General features: G+C 71.6%; 19 protein-coding genes. 7 read left to right on the top strand and 12 right to left on the bottom strand.

Annotated elements, in window-relative coordinates; translation table 11 throughout:
- Nucleotides 1–236 precede the first annotated feature (236 nt).
- Together ABD333_RS00710 and ABD333_RS00705 are read left to right on the top strand one after the other, a co-directional pair.
- On the top strand, nt 237–1,304 hold the full coding sequence (locus tag ABD333_RS00710; RefSeq protein ID WP_344536650.1) for a PQQ-dependent sugar dehydrogenase: 1,068 nt from the start codon (nt 237–239) through the stop codon (nt 1,302–1,304).
- Nucleotides 1,305–1,314: 10 nt separating this feature from the next.
- Complete coding sequence (locus ABD333_RS00705; protein ID WP_344536648.1) at nt 1,315–2,388, top strand: PQQ-dependent sugar dehydrogenase; 1,074 nt, start codon at nt 1,315–1,317, stop codon at nt 2,386–2,388.
- Nucleotides 2,389–2,391: 3 nt separating this feature from the next.
- On the opposite strand, the gene ABD333_RS00700 is transcribed toward ABD333_RS00705, so the two are convergent.
- The 4 genes from ABD333_RS00700 to gatC all read right to left on the bottom strand — a co-directional run bounded on the left by ABD333_RS00700 (nt 2,392) and on the right by gatC (nt 6,424).
- Nucleotides 2,392–3,015, bottom strand: coding sequence for a Uma2 family endonuclease (locus tag ABD333_RS00700; RefSeq protein ID WP_344536647.1), 624 nt, complete (start codon nt 3,013–3,015; stop codon nt 2,392–2,394).
- Nucleotides 3,016–3,117: 102 nt separating this feature from the next.
- On the bottom strand, nt 3,118–4,602 hold the full coding sequence (gatB, locus tag ABD333_RS00695; RefSeq protein ID WP_344538779.1) for an Asp-tRNA(Asn)/Glu-tRNA(Gln) amidotransferase subunit GatB: 1,485 nt from the start codon (nt 4,600–4,602) through the stop codon (nt 3,118–3,120).
- Between the two features lie 14 nt (nt 4,603–4,616).
- A complete protein-coding gene (gatA, locus tag ABD333_RS00690; RefSeq protein ID WP_344536646.1) occupies nt 4,617–6,125 on the bottom strand; it encodes an Asp-tRNA(Asn)/Glu-tRNA(Gln) amidotransferase subunit GatA in 1,509 nt (502 codons plus the stop codon).
- Nucleotides 6,125–6,424 carry an Asp-tRNA(Asn)/Glu-tRNA(Gln) amidotransferase subunit GatC gene (gene gatC / locus ABD333_RS00685; RefSeq protein ID WP_344536644.1) on the bottom strand — a complete coding sequence of 100 codons (300 nt, stop codon included), beginning with the start codon at nt 6,422–6,424 and terminating at the stop codon, nt 6,125–6,127. Before gatC ends, gatA begins: the two co-directional genes overlap by 1 nt.
- 165 nt (nt 6,425–6,589) lie before the next feature.
- On the opposite strand from gatC, the gene ABD333_RS00680 reads away from it, so the two are divergent.
- Nucleotides 6,590–6,850, top strand: a complete 261-nt coding sequence (locus tag ABD333_RS00680) for a DUF6458 family protein (RefSeq protein ID WP_344536643.1) — start codon at nt 6,590–6,592, stop codon at nt 6,848–6,850.
- Nucleotides 6,851–7,077: 227 nt separating this feature from the next.
- Here the strand turns inward: ABD333_RS00680 and ABD333_RS00675 are convergent, their stop codons facing one another.
- From ABD333_RS00675 to mnmA, 4 genes are all read right to left on the bottom strand, one after another.
- Entirely contained in the window at nt 7,078–9,231 is a 2,154-nt protein-coding gene (locus tag ABD333_RS00675) for a putative bifunctional diguanylate cyclase/phosphodiesterase (RefSeq protein WP_344536641.1), read from the bottom strand.
- A 495-nt stretch (nt 9,232–9,726) separates the two neighbouring features.
- A complete protein-coding gene (gene ligA, locus ABD333_RS00670; RefSeq protein ID WP_344536639.1) occupies nt 9,727–11,901 on the bottom strand; it encodes an NAD-dependent DNA ligase LigA in 2,175 nt (724 codons plus the stop codon).
- 108 nt (nt 11,902–12,009) lie between these two features.
- Nucleotides 12,010–13,011: a methionine synthase gene (locus tag ABD333_RS00665; protein WP_344536637.1), complete on the bottom strand. Its 1,002-nt coding sequence runs from the start codon at nt 13,009–13,011 to the stop codon at nt 12,010–12,012.
- A gap of 58 nt (nt 13,012–13,069) precedes the next feature.
- On the bottom strand, nt 13,070–14,146 hold the full coding sequence (gene mnmA / locus ABD333_RS00660; RefSeq protein ID WP_344536635.1) for a tRNA 2-thiouridine(34) synthase MnmA: 1,077 nt from the start codon (nt 14,144–14,146) through the stop codon (nt 13,070–13,072).
- Between the two features lie 63 nt (nt 14,147–14,209).
- Here mnmA and ABD333_RS00655 point away from each other — a divergent pair, with 63 nt between their 5' ends.
- Nucleotides 14,210–15,244, top strand: a complete 1,035-nt coding sequence (locus ABD333_RS00655) for a DUF695 domain-containing protein (protein WP_344536634.1) — start codon at nt 14,210–14,212, stop codon at nt 15,242–15,244.
- Between the two features lie 165 nt (nt 15,245–15,409).
- Here ABD333_RS00655 and ABD333_RS00650 read toward each other — a convergent pair whose 3' ends face one another.
- From ABD333_RS00650 to ABD333_RS00640, 3 genes are all read right to left on the bottom strand, one after another.
- Nucleotides 15,410–16,258 (bottom strand): DUF1206 domain-containing protein, encoded by an 849-nt coding sequence (locus ABD333_RS00650; RefSeq protein WP_344536632.1) that lies wholly within the window; start codon nt 16,256–16,258, stop codon nt 15,410–15,412.
- Between the two features lie 112 nt (nt 16,259–16,370).
- The gene (locus tag ABD333_RS00645; RefSeq protein ID WP_344536631.1) at nt 16,371–18,206 is read right to left on the bottom strand and encodes a sensor histidine kinase; all 1,836 of its coding nucleotides are present in this window, start codon (nt 18,204–18,206) and stop codon (nt 16,371–16,373) included.
- 12 nt (nt 18,207–18,218) lie between these two features.
- Nucleotides 18,219–18,932: a response regulator transcription factor gene (locus ABD333_RS00640; protein WP_344536630.1), complete on the bottom strand. Its 714-nt coding sequence runs from the start codon at nt 18,930–18,932 to the stop codon at nt 18,219–18,221.
- Between the two features lie 154 nt (nt 18,933–19,086).
- On the opposite strand from ABD333_RS00640, the gene ABD333_RS00635 reads away from it, so the two are divergent.
- On the top strand, nt 19,087–19,995 hold the full coding sequence (locus ABD333_RS00635) for a phytanoyl-CoA dioxygenase family protein (protein WP_344536628.1): 909 nt from the start codon (nt 19,087–19,089) through the stop codon (nt 19,993–19,995).
- Between the two features lie 77 nt (nt 19,996–20,072).
- Here ABD333_RS00635 and ABD333_RS00630 read toward each other — a convergent pair whose 3' ends face one another.
- Nucleotides 20,073–21,236 (bottom strand): cysteine desulfurase family protein, encoded by a 1,164-nt coding sequence (locus tag ABD333_RS00630; protein WP_344538777.1) that lies wholly within the window; start codon nt 21,234–21,236, stop codon nt 20,073–20,075.
- Between the two features lie 109 nt (nt 21,237–21,345).
- On the opposite strand from ABD333_RS00630, the gene ABD333_RS00625 reads away from it, so the two are divergent.
- Nucleotides 21,346–21,867 (top strand): TetR/AcrR family transcriptional regulator, encoded by a 522-nt coding sequence (locus tag ABD333_RS00625; protein WP_344536626.1) that lies wholly within the window; start codon nt 21,346–21,348, stop codon nt 21,865–21,867.
- 170 nt (nt 21,868–22,037) lie between these two features.
- Nucleotides 22,038–23,282, top strand: a complete 1,245-nt coding sequence (locus ABD333_RS00620) for an MFS transporter (RefSeq protein ID WP_344536625.1) — start codon at nt 22,038–22,040, stop codon at nt 23,280–23,282.
- The last annotated feature ends 105 nt before the right edge of the window (nt 23,283–23,387 follow it).

The following is a 23,387-nucleotide window of genomic DNA, read 5'->3' as shown; positions in this document are numbered from 1 at the left end:
CAATGTACGTTCCGTAGGTCACGGAGCGATTGAGGCTCAGCGTCCACCCGGCGACAAACATCCTTGTCGGGCCTTCATACTGCGAAGTCTCGCCGTGGTTGGCCGTCTAAGCGACGGGTTGTCCCACGTCACACTCTGTAGGGCACGGTGCCGTTACGTCCGGCAAGGTCGTTGTATCGCACGCGCCACTGTGCCTTGATTGCCCTATGCGCCGCACTTCCGCTCTCACGACCCTGATGACCGTCTTGCTCGTTCTGGGCGCCTGCACTGCGGACGGCGACGGATCAGGAACGTCCGGTGACGACTCGTCCACCGACCAGGACTCGGCGCAGCCGTCGTCCTCGCCCACCGGCACGGCGCGCCCCGGCGAGCCCCGCACGCTCGTCAAGGGCCGCAAGGTCACCTGGGGCCTGGCGTTCCTGCCCGGCGGGGACGCCCTGGTGACCGAACGGGAAAGCGCGAAGCTGCTCCGCGTCACCCCGAAAGGCCGGGTCACGGAGATCGGGAAGATCCCGGGCGTGTCGGCGGCCGGCGAGGGCGGGCTGCTGGGGGTCGCGGTGTCCCCGGGCTTCGAGAGCGACAAGTTCGTGTACGTCTACTTCACCGCGCGTTCGGACAACCGGATCGCGCGGTTCCACTACGAGAACGGCATCGGCAGGCTCCAGACGCTGGTCACCGGCATCCCCAAGGGCGGCAACCACAACGGCGGGCGCCTCGCGTTCGGACCGGACCGGATGCTGTACGCCTCCACCGGGGAGACGGGCCGCGAAAAACTCTCCCAGGACAGGAAATCCCTTGGCGGCAAGATCCTCCGGATGACGCCCACCGGAGACCCGGCCCCCGGCAACCCGTTCGGCACCCTCGTCTGGACCTACGGGCACCGCAACGTCCAGGGCCTGGCGTGGGACCCGCAGGGCCGCATGTTCGCCACCGAGTTCGGCCAGGACCGGTTCGACGAGGTCAACCAGATCGTGAAGGGACGCAACTACGGCTGGCCCGAGGTCGAGGGCATGGGCGGCGACACGATCCGGTTCAAACGGCCGGTGCTGACCTGGACCCCGGCCGAGGCCTCCCCGTCCGGGCTCACGTACGCGCAGGGCTCGCTCTGGGCCGCCGCCCTCCGCGGCGAGCGCCTCTGGCAGATCCCGCTCACGCGCAACGGCGCCGCGGGACGCCCCATCGCACACTTCAAGGAACGATTCGGACGCATTCGCGCGGTCGTTCCGGCACCAGACGGCACGTCGCTCTGGCTCACCACCGACAACGACGAGGACGATGGTGTGATCGTCGTACCTCTGACCTGACGGAGCCTTCATGCGAAGACTTGCGCTGATCCTTCTCCTGCCGCTGGCGGCCTGCTCGTCCGGCGGCGGCGGTGGTGAGGGCACTGCGAGCACCCCGGCGGCCCCGGCGACGTCACCGCAGTCCCCCGCCCAGCCCCGCGACGTCACCACCGGCCTGGCCGTGCCCTGGGCGATCGCGTTCCTGCCGTCCGGCGAGGCCCTGGTGACCGAACGCGACAGCGCCCGCCTCCTGCTGGTGACGTCCCAGGGCAAGGCCACCCCGATCGGCACGGTCCCCGGCGTCGCGGCGGCGGGCGAGGGCGGCCTCATGGGCGTGGCCGTCTCCCCCACGTTCGCCCAAGACCGCCTCGTCTACCTGCACTTCACCGCGTCCAAGGACAACCGCGTGGTCCGCTTCCGCTACGACAACGGGATCGGCCCGCTCCAGCCCGTCGTCACCGGCATCCCGAAGGGCGACAACCACAACGGCGGCCGCATCGCGTTCGGCCCGGACCGATACCTCTACATAGCCACCGGCGAGGTCTACAAGACCGAGCTGGCCCAGGACAAGGACTCCCTGGGCGGGAAGATCCTCCGCGTCACCCCCGAGGGCGAACCGGCCCCGGGCAACCCGTTCAAGTCCCGCGTCTGGACCTACGGCCACCGCAACGTGCAGGGCCTGGCCTGGGACGACAAGGGCCGCATGTACGCCACCGAGTTCGGCCAGAACACCTACGACGAGATCAACCGCATCGAGAAGGGCAAGAACTACGGCTGGCCCGAGGTCGAGGGCGTCGGCGGGAAACCCCAGTACACCGACCCCCTCCTGACCTGGACCACCGACGAGTCGTCCCCGTCAGGCCTGGCCTACGCCAAGGGCTCCCTCTGGGCCGCCGCCCTCCGCGGCGAGCGCCTCTGGCAGATCCCTCTCACCGCCAACGGCAAGGTGGCCCGCCCCGTCCCCCACTTCCAGGACCGCTACGGCCGCCTCCGCGCCGTCGTCCAGGCCCCCGACAAGACCCTCTGGATCACCACCAGCAACAAGGACGGCCGAGGCGACCCCCGCCAAGGAGACGACCGCGTCATCAGCCTCCCCGTCGACTGAGGCTCAGAACTCAAGTTCCTGCCACTCGATCGTCAAGGGAATGGGATTGCCGAGCTCAGGGGTACCGCCCTCATCCTTCATGAGAGTGCCCACGTGCTTGTAGAGCATGGCGGCCCGGTCAAGCTGATGACGCTCGATCATCGATACACCGGTCGCGTCGAGCCGGACGATCCAGTAGTGCGGAATTCCGGCCTTGGCGTACTCGCCGAGTTTGTCCGCACTGTCCTGGGTCTCGGACCCCGGCGACACGATCTCAACGACGAGCGAGACATACTCCGGCCGGAGGCGCTCTCCAAGATCACGATCCAGACAACGGTACAGCACGACATCAGGGCGCCGGTTGAGCAGAGGTACATCCCGAAGCCGTAGGTCAATGTCGGTGTTCACGGTGAGACAGTCGTGCCCACGGCTCATCGCCGCCCGCGCATGACCTTCGATCAGATTGGCGAGCCGTCGACCTGCGATCTGATGTTCGGGCGTGGGCGGCTCACAATAAACGACGTAGCCGTCCACGACCTCGATCACCCTTGCGATGTCTTCTGGCAGCGCGTCGTACTCCTCCGCGGTGACCGGAGCGACCTGCTGCCGAATACTCAACAACCAGCTGTCCTCCGGCAACGCCGGCATCCTGGCATCCCTCGTGAATCTCTTGGAGAAGGTGGCCACAAGCAGAATATGGGGCGGGCCGCCGTTCCGGGTGGCGTCACGGAACGGCGACGTCCCACGCCGTCAGGAGGCGCCTAGTTTTTGCAGGATGAGTTCGCGGGCGCGGCCCGCGTCGGCCTGGCCTCGGCTCGCCTTCATGACGGCGCCGACGAGGGCGCCGGCGGCGGCGACCTTGCCGGCGCGGACCTTGTCGGCCACGGCGGCGTTGTCGGCGATGACCTGGTCGATGATCGCGGCCAGGGCGCCGTCGTCGGAGACGACCTTGAGGCCGCGGGCGGCGACGACCTCGTCCGGGGTGCCCTCGCCCGCGAGGACGCCTTCGAAGACCTTGCGGGCCAGCTTGTCGTTGAGCTCGCCGGCCGTGACCATGGCCTGGATACGGGCCACCTGCTCGGGCGTGATGGGCAGGGACGGCAGGTCGACGCCCTGCTCGGTGGCGCGGCGGGACAGTTCGTTCATCCACCACTTGCGGGCGGACGCGGCGTCGGCGCCCGCGGCGATGGTGGCCTCGATCAGGTCGAGGGCGCCGGCGTTGACGACGTCGCGCAGCTCCAGGTCGGAGAGGCCCCACTCCTGCTGGACGCGCCTGCGGCGGGCCGCGGGCAGCTCGGGCAGCGTCGCGCGCAGCTCCTCGACCCATTCGCGGGACGGGGCCATGGGGACGAGGTCGGGCTCGGGGAAGTAGCGGTAGTCCTGCGCCTCTTCCTTGCTGCGCCCGCTGGTGGTGACGCCGGTGTCCTCGTGGAAGTGGCGGGTCTCCTGGATGACGCGCTGTCCGGCGTCGAGCACGCCCGCCTGGCGCTCGATCTCGGAACGGACGGAACGTTCGACCGAGCGCAGGGAGTTGACGTTCTTGGTCTCGGTGCGGGTGCCCCACTCGGAGGCGCCGCGCGGCATCAGGGAGACGTTGACGTCGCAGCGCATGGAGCCCTCCTCCATGCGGACGTCGGAGACGCCGATGGAGCGGACCAGCTCGCGCAGCTCGGTGGCGTAGGCGCGGGCCACGAGGGGGGCCTTGTCACCGGTGGCCGTGATGGGCTTGGTGACGATCTCCACGAGGGGGATGCCCGCGCGGTTGTAGTCGACCAGCGAGTGGAGGGCGCCCTGGATGCGGCCGGTGGCGCCGCCGACGTGCAGCGACTTGCCGGTGTCCTCCTCCATGTGGACGCGCTCGATCTCGATCCGGTACGTCTCGCCGTCGACCTCGACGTCCAGGTGGCCGTCCACGCAGAGCGGCTCGTCGTACTGCGAGATCTGGAAGTTCTTCGGCATGTCCGGATAGAAGTAGTTCTTCCGGGCGAACCGGCACCACTCGACGATGTCGCAGTCGAGCGCCAGGCCGATCTTGATGATGCCCTCGATGGCGGCGTGGTTGGTCGCCGGCAGCGCGCCGGGCAGGCCGAGGCAGACCGGGCAGACCTGGGTGTTGGGCTCGGCGCCGAACGCGGTCGGGCAGCCGCAGAACATCTTCGAGTTCGTGCCGAGCTCGATGTGGGTCTCGATGCCCAGCACCGGCTCGTACCGGGTCAGCGCCTCGTCGTACTTCACGATGGTCGGCGTGGTCACTTGGCAGCCTCCGCGAGCTCGGGGGCCTTGGCCAGCAGCGGGCCGCCCCAGCGGTCTTCCAGGGCCTGCTCGACCGCGGCGCCGACGCGGTAGACGCGGTCGTCGCCGAGGACGGGGGCCATGATCTGCAGGCCGACCGGCAGGCCGTCCTCGTCGGCGAGTCCGCACGGCACCGAGATGGCCGCGTTGCCGGTGAGGTTGGACGGGATCGTGCACAGGTCGGCGAGGTACATCGCCATCGGGTCGTCGGCGCGCTCGCCGATCGGGAACGCGGTGGTCGGCGTGGTCGGCGAGACCAGCACGTCGACCTGCTCGAAGGCGTTGTCGAAGTCGCGCGTGATCAGCGTGCGGACCTGCTGCGCCTTGCCGTAGTACGCGTCGTAGTAGCCCGACGAGAGCGCGTAGGTGCCGAGCATGATGCGCCGCTTGACCTCGGCGCCGAAGCCCTGCTCCCGCGTCAGCGCCATGACCTCCTCGGCGCTGCGGGTGCCGTCGTCGCCGACGCGCAGGCCGTACCGCATCGCGTCGAAGCGCGCCAGGTTGGACGACGCCTCGGACGGGGCGATCAGGTAGTAGGCGGGCAGCGCGTAGGCGAACGCCGGGCACGCGACCTCGACGACCTTGGCCCCCAGCGACTCCAGCAGCTCGACGGCCTCGTTGAAGCGGTTGAGCACACCGGCCTGGTAACCCTCGCCGGCGAACTCCTTGACGACGCCGACGCGCAGCCCGTTGACGTCCGCGCGCCGCGCGGCCTCGACGACCGGCGGCACAGCACGGTCGATCGACGTGGAGTCCATCACGTCGTGGCCGCTGAACGCCTCGTGCAGCAGCGCCGCGTCAAGCACGTTCCGTGCGAACGGGCCGGGCGTGTCGAGCGACGAGGCGAACGCGATGACCCCGTAGCGGGACGAGCCCCCGTAGGTCGGCTTGGTCCCCACGATGCCGGTGACCGCCGCCGGCTGCCGGATGGATCCGCCGGTGTCGGTGCCGGTGGACAGCGGCGCCTCGTACGCGGCCACCGCGGCCGACGAGCCACCGGACGAACCGCCCGGGACGCGCGAGAGATCCCAGGGGTTGCGGGTCACGCCGTAGGCGCTGTTCTCCGTGGAGGAGCCCATCGCGAACTCGTCCATGTTGGTCTTGCCGAGGATCACCAGCCCCGCCTCGCGCAGCCGCGCCGTGATGGTCGCGTCGTACGGGGGCCGCCAACCCTCAAGGATCTTGGACCCCGCCGTGGTCGGCATGTCCGAGGTCGTGAAGACGTCCTTGTGCGCGATCGGCACCCCGGCCAGCGGCCCGAGCTCTTCCCCGCCGGCCCGCCGCTCGTCCACCTTCCGCGCCTGCGCCAGCACGGTCTCGTCATCGACGTGCAGAAAGGCATGCACCTGACCGTCCACAGCCCGCACCCGCTCCAGGTGCGCCTGGGCGACCTCCACCGCGGACGTCTCGCCGGACGCGATCAGCGCGCCCAGCTCCGCCGCCGACTTCCTGGTCAGCTCCGCCATCACGCCTCCTCGTCCAGAATCCGCGGGACCCGGAAACGCTGCTCCTCGGCGGCCGGGGCACCCGCCAGGGCCTGCTCCGGACGCAGGGACGGCCGGACCTCGTCGGCCCGGTAGACGTTGGTCAGCGGCAGCGCGTGCGAGGTCGGCGGGATCTCCTCCGCGGCGACCTCCTGCACCCGGGCGACCGCGGAAATGATCTGATCGAGCTGGGCTGCGAGGTGATCGAGCTCGTCCTCGCCGAGCGCCAGCCGGGACAGCCGCGCGAGATGCGCGACCTCGTCACGGGTGATGGCGGACATGTCGGAAACCGTTTCTGGCGATCGATTGGATTGACGACCATCCTATGGGCCGCGCCGACCTCGGGCCGACCGCTTTACGCCGCCACGCGACCGGCGATCTGTTTCATACCGCCACGCAGGGAACGGAACCCCCGTACGTCCGAGGACGAACGAGAGGAGAGCGCCGTGACCATCGGTGGCAGCATCGCCCTGATCATCATTGGTGCGATCTTGACCTATGCCGTGAACCACGAGTTCAGCGGCGTCGACATCCGCGTGGTCGGCATCATCCTGATGCTCGGCGGCCTGATCGGCCTCATCATCGGCATCGCCCGCATCGCCTCCGCCCGCCGCCGCGTCGTCGCACCCCCACCGCCCGTCCGCGAAGAGCCCTACTACGAGGACCCCACCTACGTAGAACCCCCGGTCCGCCGTCGCCGCTACTGAGGCCGAGCAGGCTGAATTTCGAACCCAGGCCCGGCGCTGCATACGCACCGCGAGCGCGCGGCGCTGAGCGGGGAGCGAGCCGAAGGCGATGCTACCCGCGAAGATCGCGAAGCGATGTCGCGCTCGCCGCCTTCCCGGTTCGATCCCGAGCCGCCAGGCGAGGGTTCGAGGCCGTGAAAGCCATAAATACAGCGCGGCGCTGAGCTTTGAGCGAGCGCTAGCGAAGCTCAGAGCGAAGATCGCGAAGCGATGTCGCGCTCGCCGCTTTCACGGTTCGGGTCCGAGCCGCCAGGCGACGACCTGAGGCCGGGGAAGCCTTTTAGATACAGCCAGTCGGTGGCTGTGGCGGGGTCCATGGGGCGGCCGAAGTGCCAGCCTTGGGCGGCGTCGCAGCCCATTTCGCGTAGGAGGCGGGCGGTCTGGGGATCTTCGACGCCTTCGGCGACCGAACGGAGGCCGAGGGTGCGGACGAGGTCGACGATGGAGCGGACGATCACGGCGTCCTCGGCGGAGGCCGTCAGCCGCTGGACGAACGAGGCGTCGATCTTGAGCTCTTCGACCGGGAGGCGTTTGAGCCGGACGAGGGAGGAGTAACCGGTGCCGAAGTCGTCCAGGCTGAGCGGGATGCCGAGCTCGGCGAGGGCGGCCACGGTGTCGGAGGCGTAGGCCGTCTCGTTCATCAGGATGCGCTCGGTGATCTCCAGTTGGAGAGCGGCGGCGGGCAGGCCGTGTTCGAGCAGGCCGGTCTCGATCGTCTCGGCGAGGCCGGTGTCGAGCAGGTCGCGGCCGGAGGCGTTGACCGAGACCTGGACGGTCAGGTCCTCCTGCCACCAGCGGGCGGCCTGGGCGAGCGCCGCGTCCACGACGTAGTGGGTGATCGCCCGCATGAGGTACGTCTGCTCGGCGACGGACAGGAAGTGCTCGGGTTCGAGCAGGCCCTGCTCGGGGTGGCGCCAGCGCAGCAGCGCCTCCATGCCGACCAGCTGGCCGTCGTGCAGTGAGATCTTGGGCTGATAGAAGAGCTCCAGCTCGCCGCGGTCGACGGCCCGGCGCAGGTCGCCGAGCATGCCGAGGCGGGCGGGCGAGTTGCGGTCCTTGCCGGGCGAGTAGACCTCGACGCCGGTGCGGTTTTCCTTGGCGACGTACATCGCGACGTCGGCTCGCTGGAGCAGCAGCTCGAAGTCGGGCGCGTGGTCGGGGAACAGCGCGATCCCGACGCTGGCCTCCAGGTCGAACGAGAGCCCGTCGAGCCGTACGGGCTCGCTGAGGGCGGCGCGGAGCCGGGCGGCCACCTCGCGCGCGGCCGCCGCGTCGCGGACGGTGGGCAGCAGCACGGCGAACTCGTCGCCGCCGAGCCGGGCGACCAGGTCACCGGGGCGCACGCTGTGGGTGAGGCGGTGCGCGACGAGCTGGAGCAGGCGGTCGCCGGTCGGGTGCCCGAGCGTGTCGTTGACCTCCTTGAACCTGTCGAGGTCGAGCAGGAACAGCCCGGCGCGGCCGCTCTCGGGGCGGCGGGCCGCGCCGACCATCCCGCCGAGCCTGCGGGTGGTGGCGCCGCGCACCTCGGCGAGCGCCTCCTCGGTCCGGACGATCAGCATCTTGCGGTTGGGCAGCCCGGTCAGCCCGTCGTGCAGGGCCTGGTGCTCCCGGCGTACCGAGACGGAGGCGTTCAGATAGACCGCGATGAACGGCAGCACGACGAGCGGCAGGAACCAGGCCGACCGGTCCATCGCCACGACCATCAGCGGCGCGAGGCCGAGCAGCGCCAGGTGCACGAGGACCTGGTAGCCGAGGTCCCAGCGCAGCGCCTTGACCAGCGACACACGTTCGTGCAGGGCGACGGCCGCGCCGACGAGGGCGTCGTTGCAGATGAAGTAGACCGCGCCCGCCAGCGCGATGGCCGGCAGGTCCTTGCCGTCGGGTACCCATGTCTCGGAGGGCACGCCGCGGATGCCGCAGGCGAGGAGGGCGAGCTGGGCGGCGGAGAGGCTGAGGGTGTACTGCGCCACGTTGAACGCGATGCGGTGCGGCGTGCGTCCGCGGAAGACCCCGCAGGTGATCACCGCCACCGCCTGCAGCACCGCCGCGATCGGCAGTCCGGCGTAGAGCAGCGCGGCGAACGAGAACGTGGTGGAGGTGGTGGCGCCGTTGTTCTCGGTGGAGCCGGGCGTGATGATCGGCCGAAGCTCGCCGAACACGATGAAGGCGCCGAGGATCAGGATGACCGGCATGTGGACGAGCGTGTCCAGATCCCGCCCGGTCAGCCGGGTGAGCGTGACGACGAACGCGGCGGCGCCCAGCGAGATGACCACGACGAAGAAGATCCACAGCGGCGAGCCTCTGCGCGGCATCGTGTTCCGCGTGTTGTTCGGGTCCTTCATCACATCCTCGGGGGTGCGGGAGGTTCGTCCCCTGGCCGGTGGGCCGGGGTACGGGGGGTCGTCCCCGGTGGCCGGTGCGGCCCCGGGGTCGTACTCCCGGCTCGAACACGGCCGGTGGGTCGGGAGGTCGGTCCGCGTCGGACGCCGGGGGGCGCCTGCGAGAACCGGGCGTCCCCTCGGCCGGCATGACCGTGGGGCAGGATTGTGCGTCCTCCTGGCCGCTGTGGCCCGGAGTCCGGGTCGGGCGCCGGGCCGTGCGGCCCGGGGTCCCCCGGCCGATGTCACCGGGGTGTTGCCGCCGTGTTCCCCGCCCGTTCACACCGCCGGAGGATCGGAGTGTGTGACCAGAGGGAGAGTACGACGTTTGCTCAACTTCGCGAAACCGATTGCGTACGTTCCGTTATGCCCATTCCGCACCCTAACGCCACCAGTGGGTAGTGGAACAGTACCGTTGGGTAACTCCTAGCTGGTTATCTGTGCAACGACCACGGCCCGTCATTCCTCCCCGCTCAGGGTTACGGCTTTGGCCGCATCTGGCCCGTCGGCCAGCAGAACGCGGAATCCGTCCTCGTCCAGCACCGGAACGCCAAGCTTGACGGCTTTGTCGTATTTCGACCCTGGACTGTCGCCGACGACCACGAAGCCCGTCTTCTTGGAGACGGAGGCGGTGACCTTGCCGCCGAGCGCCTGGATCGCCTCGGTCGCCGAGTCGCGGCTGAAGCCCTCCAGCGACCCGGTGACCACCACCGTGACGCCCTCCAGCGGCCGCGGCCCCGCCTCGGCGCCCTCGTCCTCCATCCGGACGCCGGCCGCCCGCCACTTGTCGACGATCTCGCGGTGCCAGCCGACCTCGAACCACGCCTTGATCGAGGCGGCGACGGCCGGACCGATCCCGTCGACGGCGGCGAGCTCCTCCTCGGTCGCGTTGGCGATCCGGTCGAGCGAACGCAGCTCGCGCGCCAGGTCCTGCGCCGCGCGCGGGCCGACGTGGCGGATCGACAGCGACACCAGCACGCGCCACAGAGGCTGCTGCTTGGCCTTTTCCAGCTCCTCGAAGAGCTTGTCGACGGTCTTTTTGGGCTCGCCGTCCTTGTTGGCGAAGAACGTGACGACCTTCTGCTCGCCGGTCTTCGGGTCGATCTTGGGCAGCCCGGTGCGCTGCTCGCGGACCACCGTCCGGATCGGCAGCAGCTCCTCGACGGTGAGATGGAACAGGTCGCCCTCGTTCTTGACCGGCGGGTCGCTGGGCTCCAGTGGCTGGGTCAGCGCCGTCGCCGCCACGTAGCCGAGCGCCTCGATGTCGAGCGCGTTGCGGCTGGCCAGGAAGTAGAGCCGCTCACGGAGCTGGGCCGGGCAGAACTGCGCGTTGGGGCAGCGGATGTCGGCGTCGCCCTCCTTCTCGTACGCCAGCTCGGTGTCGCACTCGGGGCACCGCGTGGGCATGTCGAACTCGCGCTCGCTCCCGTCCCGCAGCCCGGTCACCGGCGCGACGATCTCGGGGATCACGTCACCGGCCTTGCGCAGCACGACGGTGTCGCCGATCAGCACGCCCTTGCGCTTGACCTCGCTCGCGTTGTGGAGCGTGGCGTAGGCGACCGTGGACCCGGCGACCTTGACCGGCTCCATCACGCCGTACGGGGTGACCCGCCCGGTGCGGCCGACGCCGACCTTGATGTCGAGGAGCTTGGTGTTGACCTCTTCCGGCGGGTACTTCCAGGCGATCGCCCAGCGCGGCGCGCGCGACGTCGACCCGAGCCGCCGCTGCAGCGCGAACTGATCGACCTTGACCACCACGCCGTCGATCTCGTAGGCCGGGTCGTGCCGGTGCTCGCCGTAGTGGGCGATGTATTCGCGGACGGCGTCGAGCCCGCCGACGACCTTGTAGAGGTCGCTGACCGGCAGCCCCCAGCCGCGCATCATCTCGTACGCCTCGGACTGGCTCTCCGGGCGCTTACTGTCGCCTCCCGCCCACTCGCCGAAGCCGTGCACCAGCATGCCGAGCGGGCGTTTGGCGGTGACGCGCGGATCCTTTTGCCGCAGCGACCCGGCCGCCGCGTTGCGGGGATTGGCGAACGGCTCCTTGCCCGCTTCGACCAGGCCCGCGTTGACCTGCTCGAACCCCTCGACCGGCAGGAAGACCTCGCCGCGGACCTCCAGCGTCTCGGGCCAGCCCGAGCCCGCCAGCCGCGCCGGGACGTCGGCGATGGTGCGGATGTTGTTGGTGACGTCCTCGCCGGTGCGGCCGTCGCCGCGGGTGACGCCGCGCACCAGCCGCCCGTTCTCGTAGACGAGCGCGATGGCCAGGCCGTCGATCTTGAGCTCGCACAGGTAGCCGGCGATCTCGCCGACCTCCTTGACGACCCGTTCGTCCCACGCGAGGAGCTCGTCGGCGCTCATCGCGTTGTCGAGGCTCTGCATGCGCTCCAGGTGCGCGACGGTCGCGAAGTCGGTCACGATGGGCGCGCCGACCCGCTGCGTCGGCGAGTCGGGCGTGACCAGCTCCGGGTGGTCGGCCTCCAGCGCCTGCAGCTCGCGCAGCCGCCGGTCGTACTCCGCGTCGGTCCACGTGGGGTTGTCGAGCACGTAGTAGCGGTAGTTGGCCTCGTCGATCTCCTGGCTCAGCCGCGCGTGCCGCTGCGCCGCCTCGGTCGGAACACCCTCGATGCTCATGACCTCATTCTGTCGTGCGGCACCGACATTCCAACAACGCCGCACGCACATTCTGACCAGCGAGGACGGGCCTCTTCCCGGCGTCCCGCCGCTCCCCTGGCCGCCCGGTCAGGCGTCGGGAGCCTCGTGCAACGTACGGGCCGTCTCCTGGCAGCGTTTGAGGGCAGCCCGTACGTACGAGGGGGACGCGCCAGCGAGGCCGCAGGACGGCGTGACGACCACCTGCTCGCCCAGCTGAGCGATCGGGAAGCCTAGCCGCTGCCAGAGGTCCCGTACGGGGGTGGCGGTCGCCTGTAGCGGCGGCAGCGAGACATCCGTGCCGGGCACCACGCCGAGCAGGAGGCCGACTCCCGCGTCGATGGTCTCTCCCACCGCGTCGTCGTCCCGCTGGGGCACCAGGCTCAGGTCAACGGAGATCGCCTTGGCCCCGGCGCCGCGCAGCAGCCGGTACGGCACGTTCGGCGCGCAGCAGTGCACGATCGGGAACGCTCCGGCGGCGTCGATGACCTGCCGGAGCGTCTCCTCGGCGATCGGCGCCTCGATCGGCCGCAGCCGCGCGAACCCGCTGGCGCTCGGCACGGTCCCGGCCAGCGCCGCGGGCAGCCCCGGCTCGTCGAACTGCACCAGGAGCTCGGCGTGCGGCAGCCGCCGGCGTACGTCCGCGACGTGCCCGGCGATGCCCTCGGCCAGCGAGACGGTCAGGTCGCGCACCGCGCCGGGGTCCTTGAGCGCGCGCTCGCCGTTCCTGAGCTCGATCGCGGCGGCGAGCGTCCACGGCCCGCACACCTGGATCTTGAACGGGCCGTCGTGCCCGCCCGCAACCTCCTCCAGCACGTCCAGGTCGCGGCCGAGATGATCGTGGGACCGCCGGGTGTCGCGCCCCGGCCGGTCGGAGAACCGCCAGCCGGAGGGCTCCACGTGCACGGCGAGATCGACGAGAAGCCCCGCCGTACGCCCGATCAGGTCGGCGCCCGGCCCGCGCGCGGGGAGCTCGGGCAGATGCGGCAGCCGGGGCAACTCGCCCAGCACGACCCGCAGAGCCTCGGCGGAGTCGGTGCCCGGGTACGAGCCAACGCCGGTCGCGCTCCCGGCCTCCCAAGGAAAGTCCACACCACAACCCTAGGGGGACCTCATGGAACGTCAGAACAGGCGGCCATGGCTACGACGGCTAGGCGGGGACGCGGGTGGTTTCGGCGATGGTGGCCGAGCCGAGGACGCGGTCGCCCTCGTACAGCACCGCCGCCTGGCCCGACGCGACGCCGCGGGCGGGGCGGGCGAGCCGGATGACCAGCCGGTCACCGTCCGGCTCGGCCACGCAGTCGTAGACCTCGCCGTGCGCACGCAGCTGGACCTGGCAGCCGAACGGGCCCGCCGGGGTCTCGGTGAGCCACACCGGGCGCTCGGTCGTGATCTCGGTCACGTCGAGGGCCTCGCGCGGGCCGACCGTGACGGTGTTGGTCACCGGCGAGATGTCCAGGACGTACCGCGGCTTGCCGTCGGGCGCCGGGGTGCCCAGGCGCAGGCCCTTGCGCTGGCCCACGGTGTAGCCGTACGAGCCCTCGTGCTCGCCGACCTGGTTGCCGTCGACGTCGATGATGGGGCCGGGGGCCGCACCGAGGCGTTCGGCCAGGAAACCCTTGGTGTCGCCGTCCGCGATGAAGCAGATGTCGTGGCTGTCGGGCTTGTCGGCCACCTGCAGCCCGCGCCGTTCGGCCTCGGCGCGGATGTCGGCCTTGGTGGTGTCGCCGAGCGGGAACATCGCGTGGGCGAGCTGCTCGGGCGTGCAGACCGCCAGCACGTACGACTGGTCCTTGCCCGCGTCCACGCCGCGCCGCAGAACGCCGTCGGCCAGGCGCGCGTAGTGCCCGGTGCAGACCGCGTCGAAGCCGAGCGCCAGGGCCTTGTCCAGCAGCGCCTCGAACTTGATCTTCTCGTTGCAGCGCAGGCACGGGTTGGGCGTGCGGCCCGCCGCGTACTCGGCCACGAAGTCCTCGACCACGTCGTGGTGGAACCGTTCGGCCAGATCCCAGACATAGAACGGGATGCCGATCACGTCGGCGGCCCGGCGCGCGTCGCGGGAGTCCTCCAGGGTGCAGCAGCCACGGGCGCCGGTGCGGTAGGACTGCGGGTTGTTGGACAGGGCCATGTGCACGCCGGTGACGTCGTGGCCGGCCTCGGCGGCCCGGGCGGCGGCCACGGCAGAGTCGACGCCGCCCGACATGGCGGCCAGTACGCGGAGAGTCATAACTTCTCAAGGGTAAGCGGCGTGGGCGGGCGGACGGGAAATCCGCGTACGATGATGCCCGCCATGGGAATCTTTCGCCGTCCCCGCGACACGCCATCCGCGACCCCGCTTCCTGCGATCATCGACTTCTGGGAGTGGTGGGGGCAGGCCCGCCCCTCGATCGAGGCCGCGCTCGGTGACGGGCTCTCGACCGAGCTGGTCGAGGAGCTCTCGCACCGGGTCAGCAAGATCCACCCCGAGCTCCAGTGGGAGATCGGGGGCTCGGAGGAGGACGGCCCGTCCCTCACGGTGACGGGCGGCGGCGATCCGGAGCTGCGCGGGCTGTCCGAGCGCTGGTACCGCGCCGCGCCCACCGGCACCGGCTGGCGCTTCCACCCGGCGCGGCAGGCCGATCACGAGATGCTGGGCCAGCAGCTGCTGCTCGGCGACCACGAGTTCGACCTGGAGTACGTGCGGTTCGGGATGCGCGCCGACCAGCTCCGCGGCCGGGTCGACATCGGCGCCTACCACCCCGACTTCCTGTTCGTCTCCGAGGAGCAGCAGGTCCAGGTCGCCCTGCACGTCCTCGACTGGGCGCTCGGCGAGGACGACGTGGCCCGCTGGGTCGGCGAGGTCCGCATCGCCACCGAGACGCCGATGGACGCGTTGCCGCCCGCGATGCTGCCGGTCGTCGTCGAGCAGGTCACCGAGGACTTCCGCGAGCCGGCCTGGCTCTCCGGCGAGGGCCGGACGCCGCGCGGGCACCCCTCGCAGCTGCGGGCCCGGTTCCCGCTGCACCGCCAGGACTACCCGCTGTGCGACCAGCACGTGGCGATCTCGGTGCCGTACTCCCACAGCAACCCGGACCGCCTGCCGGTCGACCCCTCGGCGGGGGCGCTGCGCAAGTTCGAGAAGAAGCTGTCCGGTCTCGGCGACCGCGCGGTGCTGGCCGTCCGGGAGACCGGCGACGGGCTGCGGGTGTTCCACCTGTACGCCGACCCCGACTCTGGCGTCATCGCCGAGCTCGACCAGCTCGCCGCGGGCTGGAGCGAGGGCAAGGCCAAGGTGGCCTCCACCGCCGACCCCGGCTGGCGGAGCCTCGCCCCGTTCCAGCCCTGACTAGGGCGTGTCTCGAAGTCGGCGCCCGTAGCGAGCGGCGTCCAGGTGCGTGCATCGCGGGGGCGGAGGAGGGAGTCGGCCCGGGTTTGGCCGTCGACTGACGACAACTCCGCGAGGTGCGTGCCTGGGCGTCGCGTAGTAGGGCAGCTGACTTCGAGACATGCCCTAGGCGCGCACGGCCTCGACCTTGCGCCAGCGCGCCTCGCACAGCGAATAGGCCCCGAAGACCACCAGGCCGAGGGCGACCGCGACCAGCAGCCACGGCCCGGCGGGGGTACTCGCGAGCTCGCGCAGCGTGCCGTCCAGTCCCTTCGCCTTGCCCGCGTCGAACGTGACGAACGCGTACCCGAGGAACACGCCGAACCCGATCGCCACGATGCCCCTGGCGATGTGGCCCACCACGCCGAGCACCTCGACGGCACGCTGCACCCGCTGGTCCATGCCGAACGTCTTCAGCTCCTCGCGGAAGTTGCGTCCCGCGCCGTGCCAGATCTGGTGCAGGCCCCAGGCGACGACGCCGATGCCCACCGCGAGGACGAGCCAGCGCCCGCCGGGCTCGCTCATCGCGCGCGCGGTGAACGACCTGGACTCCTGGTCGCTGGAGCTCTGCTTGTGGCTGAGCACGAACGCCAGCGTCCCGGCGAAGGCCACCGAGTAGACCAGTCCCCTGCCGAACGCCGCCAGCCGTTTGCGGGCCTTGTGCCCGTCGGGGACGGGCTGCCCGTACCGCGCCTCCGAGAATCCCCACAGCGCCAGCCCCGCCAGCCCTATGACCAGCAGCCACAGCACGACGGTACCGCCGGGCCTGCCGGCGATCTCCTGGAGCGCGCCGCCCTTGTCGGCCTCCTTGCCGCCGCCGTGGCCCATCCCCACCCGGACCGCCAGCCAGCCGACCAGCAGGTAGAGCACGCCACGCGCGGCCAGACCCGCCCTGGAGAGCCGATGGAACCAAGGGTGCCCGGCGGTCTGCCTGCCGAGCCCGCCCGTACCGTTCCGGGCCACGTTCGCCGTCATCGTCTCCCCTTTCTCACGAACGGACATGCCGTCCCCGCAGGAGAGAGGGCCAAACACGGCCTGCCGCAGCCGCGGTGCGCCGCAGCCGCGATCCGGCTCAGCCGCGCCCGGCTCAGCCGCGGTCCGGCGGCGGCATCGGCGGCAGCCGGACGGTGAACGTCGAACCCGCGCCCGTGGTGCTCTCGGCGGAGAGGGTCCCGCCGTGGGCCGCGACGATGCCCTTGGCGATCGAGAGGCCGAGGCCGCGCCCGCCGGTCCCCCGGCCGCGCGCGGCGTCCGCCCGCCAGAACCTGTCGAACACGTTCCGCAGGTCCTCGGCGCCGATGCCGTGGCCCGTGTCGGCCACCGAGATCAGCACGCCGTCGTCGTCCGCCGGCCCGGCGCGCAGCGTGATCGTCCCACCGGGCGGCGTGGCCGCGAGCGCGTTCGTCACCAGGTTGCCGACCACCTGGCGCAGCCGGTCGGCGTCGCCGTTCACCGGCGGGACCGGGGCCGTCTCGACCAGCAGGAGGACGCCCCGCGACTCGGCGGCGACCCGGTGGGTGAAGCCGTACGTCTCCAGGAGCTCCACCGCGTCCAGCGGTTCGAGACGCATGCGCAGCGCGCCCGACTCGGCCAGCGCCAGGTCCTGCAGGTCGTCGATCAGCCGCTGCTGGAGCACCGCCTCCTCGTGCAGGGAGGCCAGCAGTTCCTGGTCGGGCTTCAGAACACCGTCCTGGAGCGCCTCCAGATAGCCGCGCATGGTGGACAGCGGCGTCCGCAGCTCGTGCGCGATGTCGCTGATCATGCGCCGCTGCGCCTCCTCGCTGCGCTGCAGCGAGTCGGCCATGCGGTTGAACGTGCGGCCCAGCGCCGCGATCTCGTCGTGGCCGCGCACCCTGACCCGTTCCGACAGGTCGCCCGCGCCCAGCCGGCCGGAGGCCACCCGGAGCGTCGCGATCGGGGCGAGGACCCGGCGGCTCAGCAGCAGTGTCCCGGCGGCCAGCAGCACCGCCACGACGCTCGCCGCCGTGGCCACCCTGAAGAGCGGGATCCGGACCGCGCCGCGCTGGGGCTCGCTGTGGCCGAGCCAGATCAGGAGCGGCTCGGGCGCGACGCTCTCCAGCCGTTGCAGGAAGACCCGGCCTTCGCAGGTCTCCTCGGGGACGAGGGACGGGTCCTGTACCCCGAGGGCTTCGGTGCGTCCGGCGCCGCACGCCAGGGCCGCCTCGTGGTCCGCCGCCCGCTCGGCTTTGGTGCTCTTGGCCTGGGCCGCGCACTTCGCGGGCCGGTCGTCGTCGATACCCGCCACGTACGCGGCGGCCGGGTTCCGAGACCAGATGATCGGCTGCCTGACCCGCATCTGCACCCCTTCACGGGTGTAGCAGGCCCGGAGACGGATGGCGGACCGGTAGAAGCTCAGCCTCGCCAGCAGGGCCCTAGGGCCGATCCGTACGCTGACCGGCGAATCTCCGGGACGCCGTGACGGATCGAGCACCACAGCGCTCGGGTCGGCAGAGGGATCGTTCGATTTGGCCGGAGGATCGCTCGAGAACGCTCCCGGAGGCGTGTCGGTCCGCCGGCCGGACGCGGGCATGGCGAACGCCCCGGCCACCAGCTCGCGGCGCGGGTCCAGGACCGAGGCCGGACGGCTCGTCGTGGGCCGGGCGGTCCGGCCCTCCAGGGTGTCGGTGTCCACGATGACGTCGCCGGACAGGCCCGCGAGCCGGATGCGCTGGCGGGTCCTGCCCTTCAGCTCCTCGGCCAGGTGCGGCACGCCCTCCCAGGTGCCGTGGACGCTGCCGTACCTGACCAGATCGGCCTCGATCGTGTCGACGTCGCGGGCGGCCGCGGCCGCCGAGTCGGTGAACTCGGCCGTGGTGGTGCGCACGGTCAGCCAGGCGGTGGTGGCGATGGCGACCAGCGTGACGAGCGTGACGATGGCGAACACCCGGGCACGGAATCCCACGAACGGCATCGTTCAGCCCTCGACAGCGGGGCCGAGGCGGTAGCCGCGGCCGTAGACGGTCTGCACGTACACCGGGTCCGCCGGGTCCCGCTCCATCTTGCGCCGCAGGTTCATCACGTGCGCGTCCACGGTGCGTTCGAGCACGTGGTGGTCGAAGCCGAAGGCCCGTTCGAGGATCTGCGCGCGGGTGAAGACCCGGGACGGCTCGGCCGCCAGCGTCTGCAGGATCCCGAACTCCTTCGCGGTCACCTCGACCCGGCGTCCGGCCGTACGGACCTCGAAGCGGTTGGGATCCACCTCCAGGTCGCCCACCCGCAGCACCGGTTCCGCGGAGGCGGCGGCCGGTGCCCCGCCGACGCCGGCTCTGCGCAGCAGCGCGCGGACGCGTGCCGTCAGCACGCGGGGGCTGTAGGGCTTGGTCAGGTAGTCGTCGGCACCGAGGTCGAGGCCGAGCAGCATGTCGTCCTCGGTGGAACGCGCCGTCAGCAGCAGGATCGGGACCGACGCCTCGGCCCGGATGACACGGCAGACGTCAAGGCCGTCGAGGCCGGGCATCATCACGTCGAGCACCAGCAGGTCCGGCCTGAGCGCGCGGGCTCGTTCCAGCGCCTGACGGCCGTCGGCCGCCACGGTGACCTGGTGTCCTTCGCGTTCCAGATAGATCCGGATGAGCCGGGCCTGCTTGGGATCGTCCTCCGCGACGAGGATCCGAGGGGCCGTCCACATGATCCGGAAGGTACCAAGTGACACCCGCCCGCACCTCGGGTCGACGTCGCCCGCGCCAAGAAAGATCGGTTCCGGATCGGTTCTTCACAGGTTCTTCAACGCCGTCGGCTTGAGTGGCGCACCACCGCAGAGAAGATCATCGAGGAGCGTGCTCATGACCCAGATGACGGACCGGGAGGTCGCCGGACCCTACACGGCCATCAGCGAGGAGGAGCGGCGCACGTTCGAGGACCAGGGCTGTCTCCTGATACCGAGGGCGCTGGACGAACCCAGGCGGGCCCGGATGGAGGAGGCGGTCGACCGGGTCTACGACGCCGAACGCAGGGCGGGGCGCCTCGGCCCGAACGGGGAGATCCACGCGCTCGGCGGGGTGCTGCGCGACGAGACCTTCCTCGAACTGCTGGATCTGCCCGCGACGTTCCGGCACCTGTGGGGCCACCTCGGCTGGAACATCTACGTCAACCACAGCCACGTCGACGTCAACCCGCCCGTCCTCGACCCGCCCGCGCCCGGCTGGCTGTGGCACCAGGACGGCAAGCGGCAGAACGCCGACCTGGACATGGACCCGCGGCCGATGCTGTCCATCAAGGTCGCGTACGTGCTGAGCGACCTGTCGGAGGAGGGCCGCGGGGGCACCCTCGTCCTGCCGGGTGCCCACCTGAGCAACACCCTGGACCGCACCGAGCCGGGACCCGGCGGCGTCCACCCGCCGCCTCCGGGCACGGTCGAGCTGAGGGCGAACCCCGGCGACGCGTTCATCTTCGACCGCCGCCTGTGGCACTCCCGGTCGCTCAACCACTCCACCGTCACCCGGAAGATGATCTTCCTCTGCTACACCTACCGCTGGATCCGCTGGTACGACGACGTCGCCATCGACCGTCACAGCGACTGGTGGCGCGGGCTCAGCCCGCTGCGCCGCCAGCTCCTCGGCGACGGGGACGGGACGGCGACCTACTTCGGGATCTCGCGGGAACTGGGCGGCGTCTGGGACGACGAGATCCCGCTGCGCGCCGAGCTCAAGGCCCGGGGGCTGCTCGACCGGAGCCGCCAGTTCCTCCGCTAGACCGCCGCGCGGGCCCCTCCGCCCACCCGGGCCCGCGCGGCTCAGCCGACCACGCGGCTTGGCTTGGTCAGGTCAGGTCAGGTCAGCCCGGCGCGGCGGGCTCGTTCGACGGCGGGGGCGATCGCCTCGGCAAGCGCGGTGACGTCGGCGTCGGTCGAGGTGTGGCCGAGCGTGAACCGCAGGGAGCCGCGGGCGCGGGCGGGGTCGGCGCCCATGGCGAGCAGCACGTGGCTCGGCTGCGAGACCCCCGCCGAGCAGGCCGAGCCGGTGGAGCACTCGATGCCGCGCGCGTCCAGCAGCATGAGGAGCGCGTCGCCCTCGCAGCCGGGGAACGAGAAGTGCGCGTTGCCGGGCAGCCGGTCGTCGGGATCGCCGTTCAGGATCGCGCCCGGCACCGCCGCGCGGACCTCGCCGATCAGGCGGTCGCGCAGCGCGGCCAGCCGGCGGGCCTGCTCGTCGCGGTGGGCGGTAGTGGCCTGGACCGCTGCCGCGAGCCCGGCGATGGCCGGGGTGTCGAGCGTCCCGGACCGGACGTCGCGTTCCTGACCGCCGCCGTGCAGGACGGGGACCGGGTCCACGCCCTTGCCCAGCAGCAGGACGCCGACGCCGAGCGGGCCGCCGAGCTTGTGGCCGCTGAGAGCGAGCGCGTGCGCGCCGCTGGCGGCGAAGCCGACCGGCAGGTGGGCGGCGGCCTGGACCGCGTCGGTGTGGAACGGGATGTCGTGCTCGCGGGCGATCGCCGCCAGCTCGGCGACGGGCTGGACGGTGCCGACCTCGTTGTTGGCCCACATGACCGTCACGAGCGCCACGTCGCCGGGGTTGGCGCCGATCGCGGCGCGCAGCGTCTCCGGGCCGACCCGGCCGAGCTCGTCGCAGGGCAGCCACTCGATCTTGGCGCCCTCGTGGTCGGCCAGCCACTGCACGGTGTCGAGCACCGCGTGGTGCTCGATGGCGGCCGCCAGCACCCGGGTACGGGCGGGGTCGGCGCCCCGGCGGGCCCAGAAGATCCCCTTGACCGCGAGGTTGTCGGCCTCGGTGCCGCCGGAGGTGAAGATCACCTCGCTCGGCCGGGCGTCAAAGGCCTCCGCGATGATCTCTCGGGACTCCTCCACCACCCGGCGGGCCCGGCGGCCCACGGCGTGCAGTGAGGACGGGTTGCCCAGCTCGCCCAGCTCCGCCGTCATCGCGGCGATGGCCTCGGGGCGCATCGGGGTCGTCGCCGCATGATCGAGGTAGGTCACCACGCGCTCAACACTATCCGCGCGGCGCCGGTTCCTTCCGCGCGCGGTGCGGCGGGTCACATTTCGGACGGTTGAAACTGTACCGTCCGGTCGGTACAGTAGAGGGGCCATGAAGAAGGACGCCCTCCTCGACGCCGCCGAGGCCGTGCTCAGCGAGCACGGCACGCAGGCCCTCACGCTCACCGCGGTCGCCGACCGCGCGGGCGTGAGCAAGGGTGGGCTGCTCTACCACTTCCCCACCAAGGAAGCCCTGGTCAAGGCGCTGGTGACGCGGGTCATCGAGGAGTTCGACGACCTGATCGGCCAGACGTACGACGGGTCGCCCGGCTCCTACAGCCGGGCCTACGTCGAGGCGACGTTCAAGGTGTTCACCGACGGCGCCCGCACCTACCGGCGATGGTCGGCCATCACGGCCGCCGCCACCGACCCGGAGCTGGCCGAGCCGCTCAACGAGGCGATGGCGCGCTGGCACCGGCGCGACCCGGCGGAGGACCGCGACCCCGTCACCGGCACGATCGTCCGGCTGGCGGCCGAGGGCCTCTGGGAAGTGATGAGCCACAGTCCCGAGCTCTACGGCGAGGCCGAGCTCGCGGCGCTGAGAGAGCGGCTGCTGGCCCTGCTCGAACGCTGACGGCGGGGGCCGGGCCGCACGCCGGCCCCGTCTCGTCCACGTCCTGATCACAACGACCGACCACCACGCCGTGCGCACACGACCGTCTCCGGCCACCGCGCACGGCTTCCCCCTGCGTCCGGGGCCGCGCCGTGCGCGCACGCCCCGCCAAGAGATGAAAGAGGTGAACCATGCTGTTCCGCGCTCGCCTTGGAACGTTCCTGACCTTCGCGCTGGCAGGTCTGCTCTGCGGCGTGTGGGTGGCCCGTATGCCCGCCCTGGCAGCCAAGTTCGGCACCAGCGAGAGCGAGATCGGCATAGTGGTCCTCATCTGGGGGCTCGGCGCCATCGTGGCGATGCAGGGGCTGCGCGCCGTCATCGCGCGGGCCGGCAGCCGGTCGGTGCTGCGGGTCGCCCTCCCGCTGACCGGCGCCTCGTACGTCTTCGTCGCGCTCGCCCCCACCTACGGGACGCTGCTGATGGCGGTCGCGCTGTTCGGCATGACGTTCGGCATCACCGACATCGCGATGAACGCGCAGGGCACCGTCGTCGAGCAGGCCCACCGGCGGCCGATCATGAGCGGCATGCACGCCGGCTGGTGCGTCGGCGCCATGAGCGGCGGGCTCTTCGGCGTCGCGACCGCCGCCGCCGGGCTCGGCTTCACGGCGACCGTCCTGGTCGCCGCGATCGTCGCGCTGCCGCTCGGGCTGGCGCTGGGCCGCACCTACCTGGCCGACCCGCCCGCGGCCGTCCCGGCTGGCGGCGGGCGGCGTGCCCGGATGCCCGTCGCGGTCTACCTGGTCGGCGTGCTCGCGTTCATCGCGTTCATGGCCGAGGGGTCGATCGCCGACTGGAGCGGCCTGCTGCTGCACGACGAGCTCGGCGCCACCCAGGCGGTGGCGGCGCTCGGCTACCCGATGTTCGAGCTCGCCATGCTGATCGGCCGGCTGACCGGCGACCGGCTGCGGACCCGGCTCGGCACCCGGCGCCTGCTGACCGCCGCCGGAGCCGGCACCGCGCTCGGCATGACGGTCGTCGTGCTGGCGCCGTCCGCGCCGTTCGCCATCGCCGGGTTCTTCCTCACCGGGCTGATGGTCTGCACGGTCGTCCCGACCACCATCTCGCTGGCCGGCTCGGCCGCGCCCGGCCAGTCCGCCGCCGCGGTCGCCCAGGTCGGGGCGATGGGGTACGGCGGGCTCCTGCTCGGCCCGGTCGTGGTGGGCTTCCTGTCGGACGCCACGTCGCTGCGGCTCGGCGTCGGAATCGTCGTCGTGCTCGCCCTGATGATCGCCTTCGGGGCGCGCTTCGTGCCGCTCGGCGCGGGTGACGTCGCGGTCTCCGGCGGCACCGCCGGGCACGCCGCCGACGCCCTCGACGCCGTGGGCGAGACCGCCGCCGCTCCTGTCGGCGGCGACCGCGAGCCCGTCGCGGCCTGACCGCGTTCCCCCGTACAAGCCCGCCACGGCCCCGTCCCCCATCCGGTCCTGAGCTCCTGAACGGCGAACGCCCCGCCGCCCGCTGATGCGGGTGGCGGGGCGTCC

The organism is Actinomadura fulvescens, assembly GCF_039533225.1.
Lineage (GTDB): Bacteria > Actinomycetota > Actinomycetes > Streptosporangiales > Streptosporangiaceae > Spirillospora > Spirillospora fulvescens.
The sequence above is the reverse complement of the archived record's forward strand: the minus strand, read 5'-3'. Positions and strand labels throughout refer to the sequence as shown.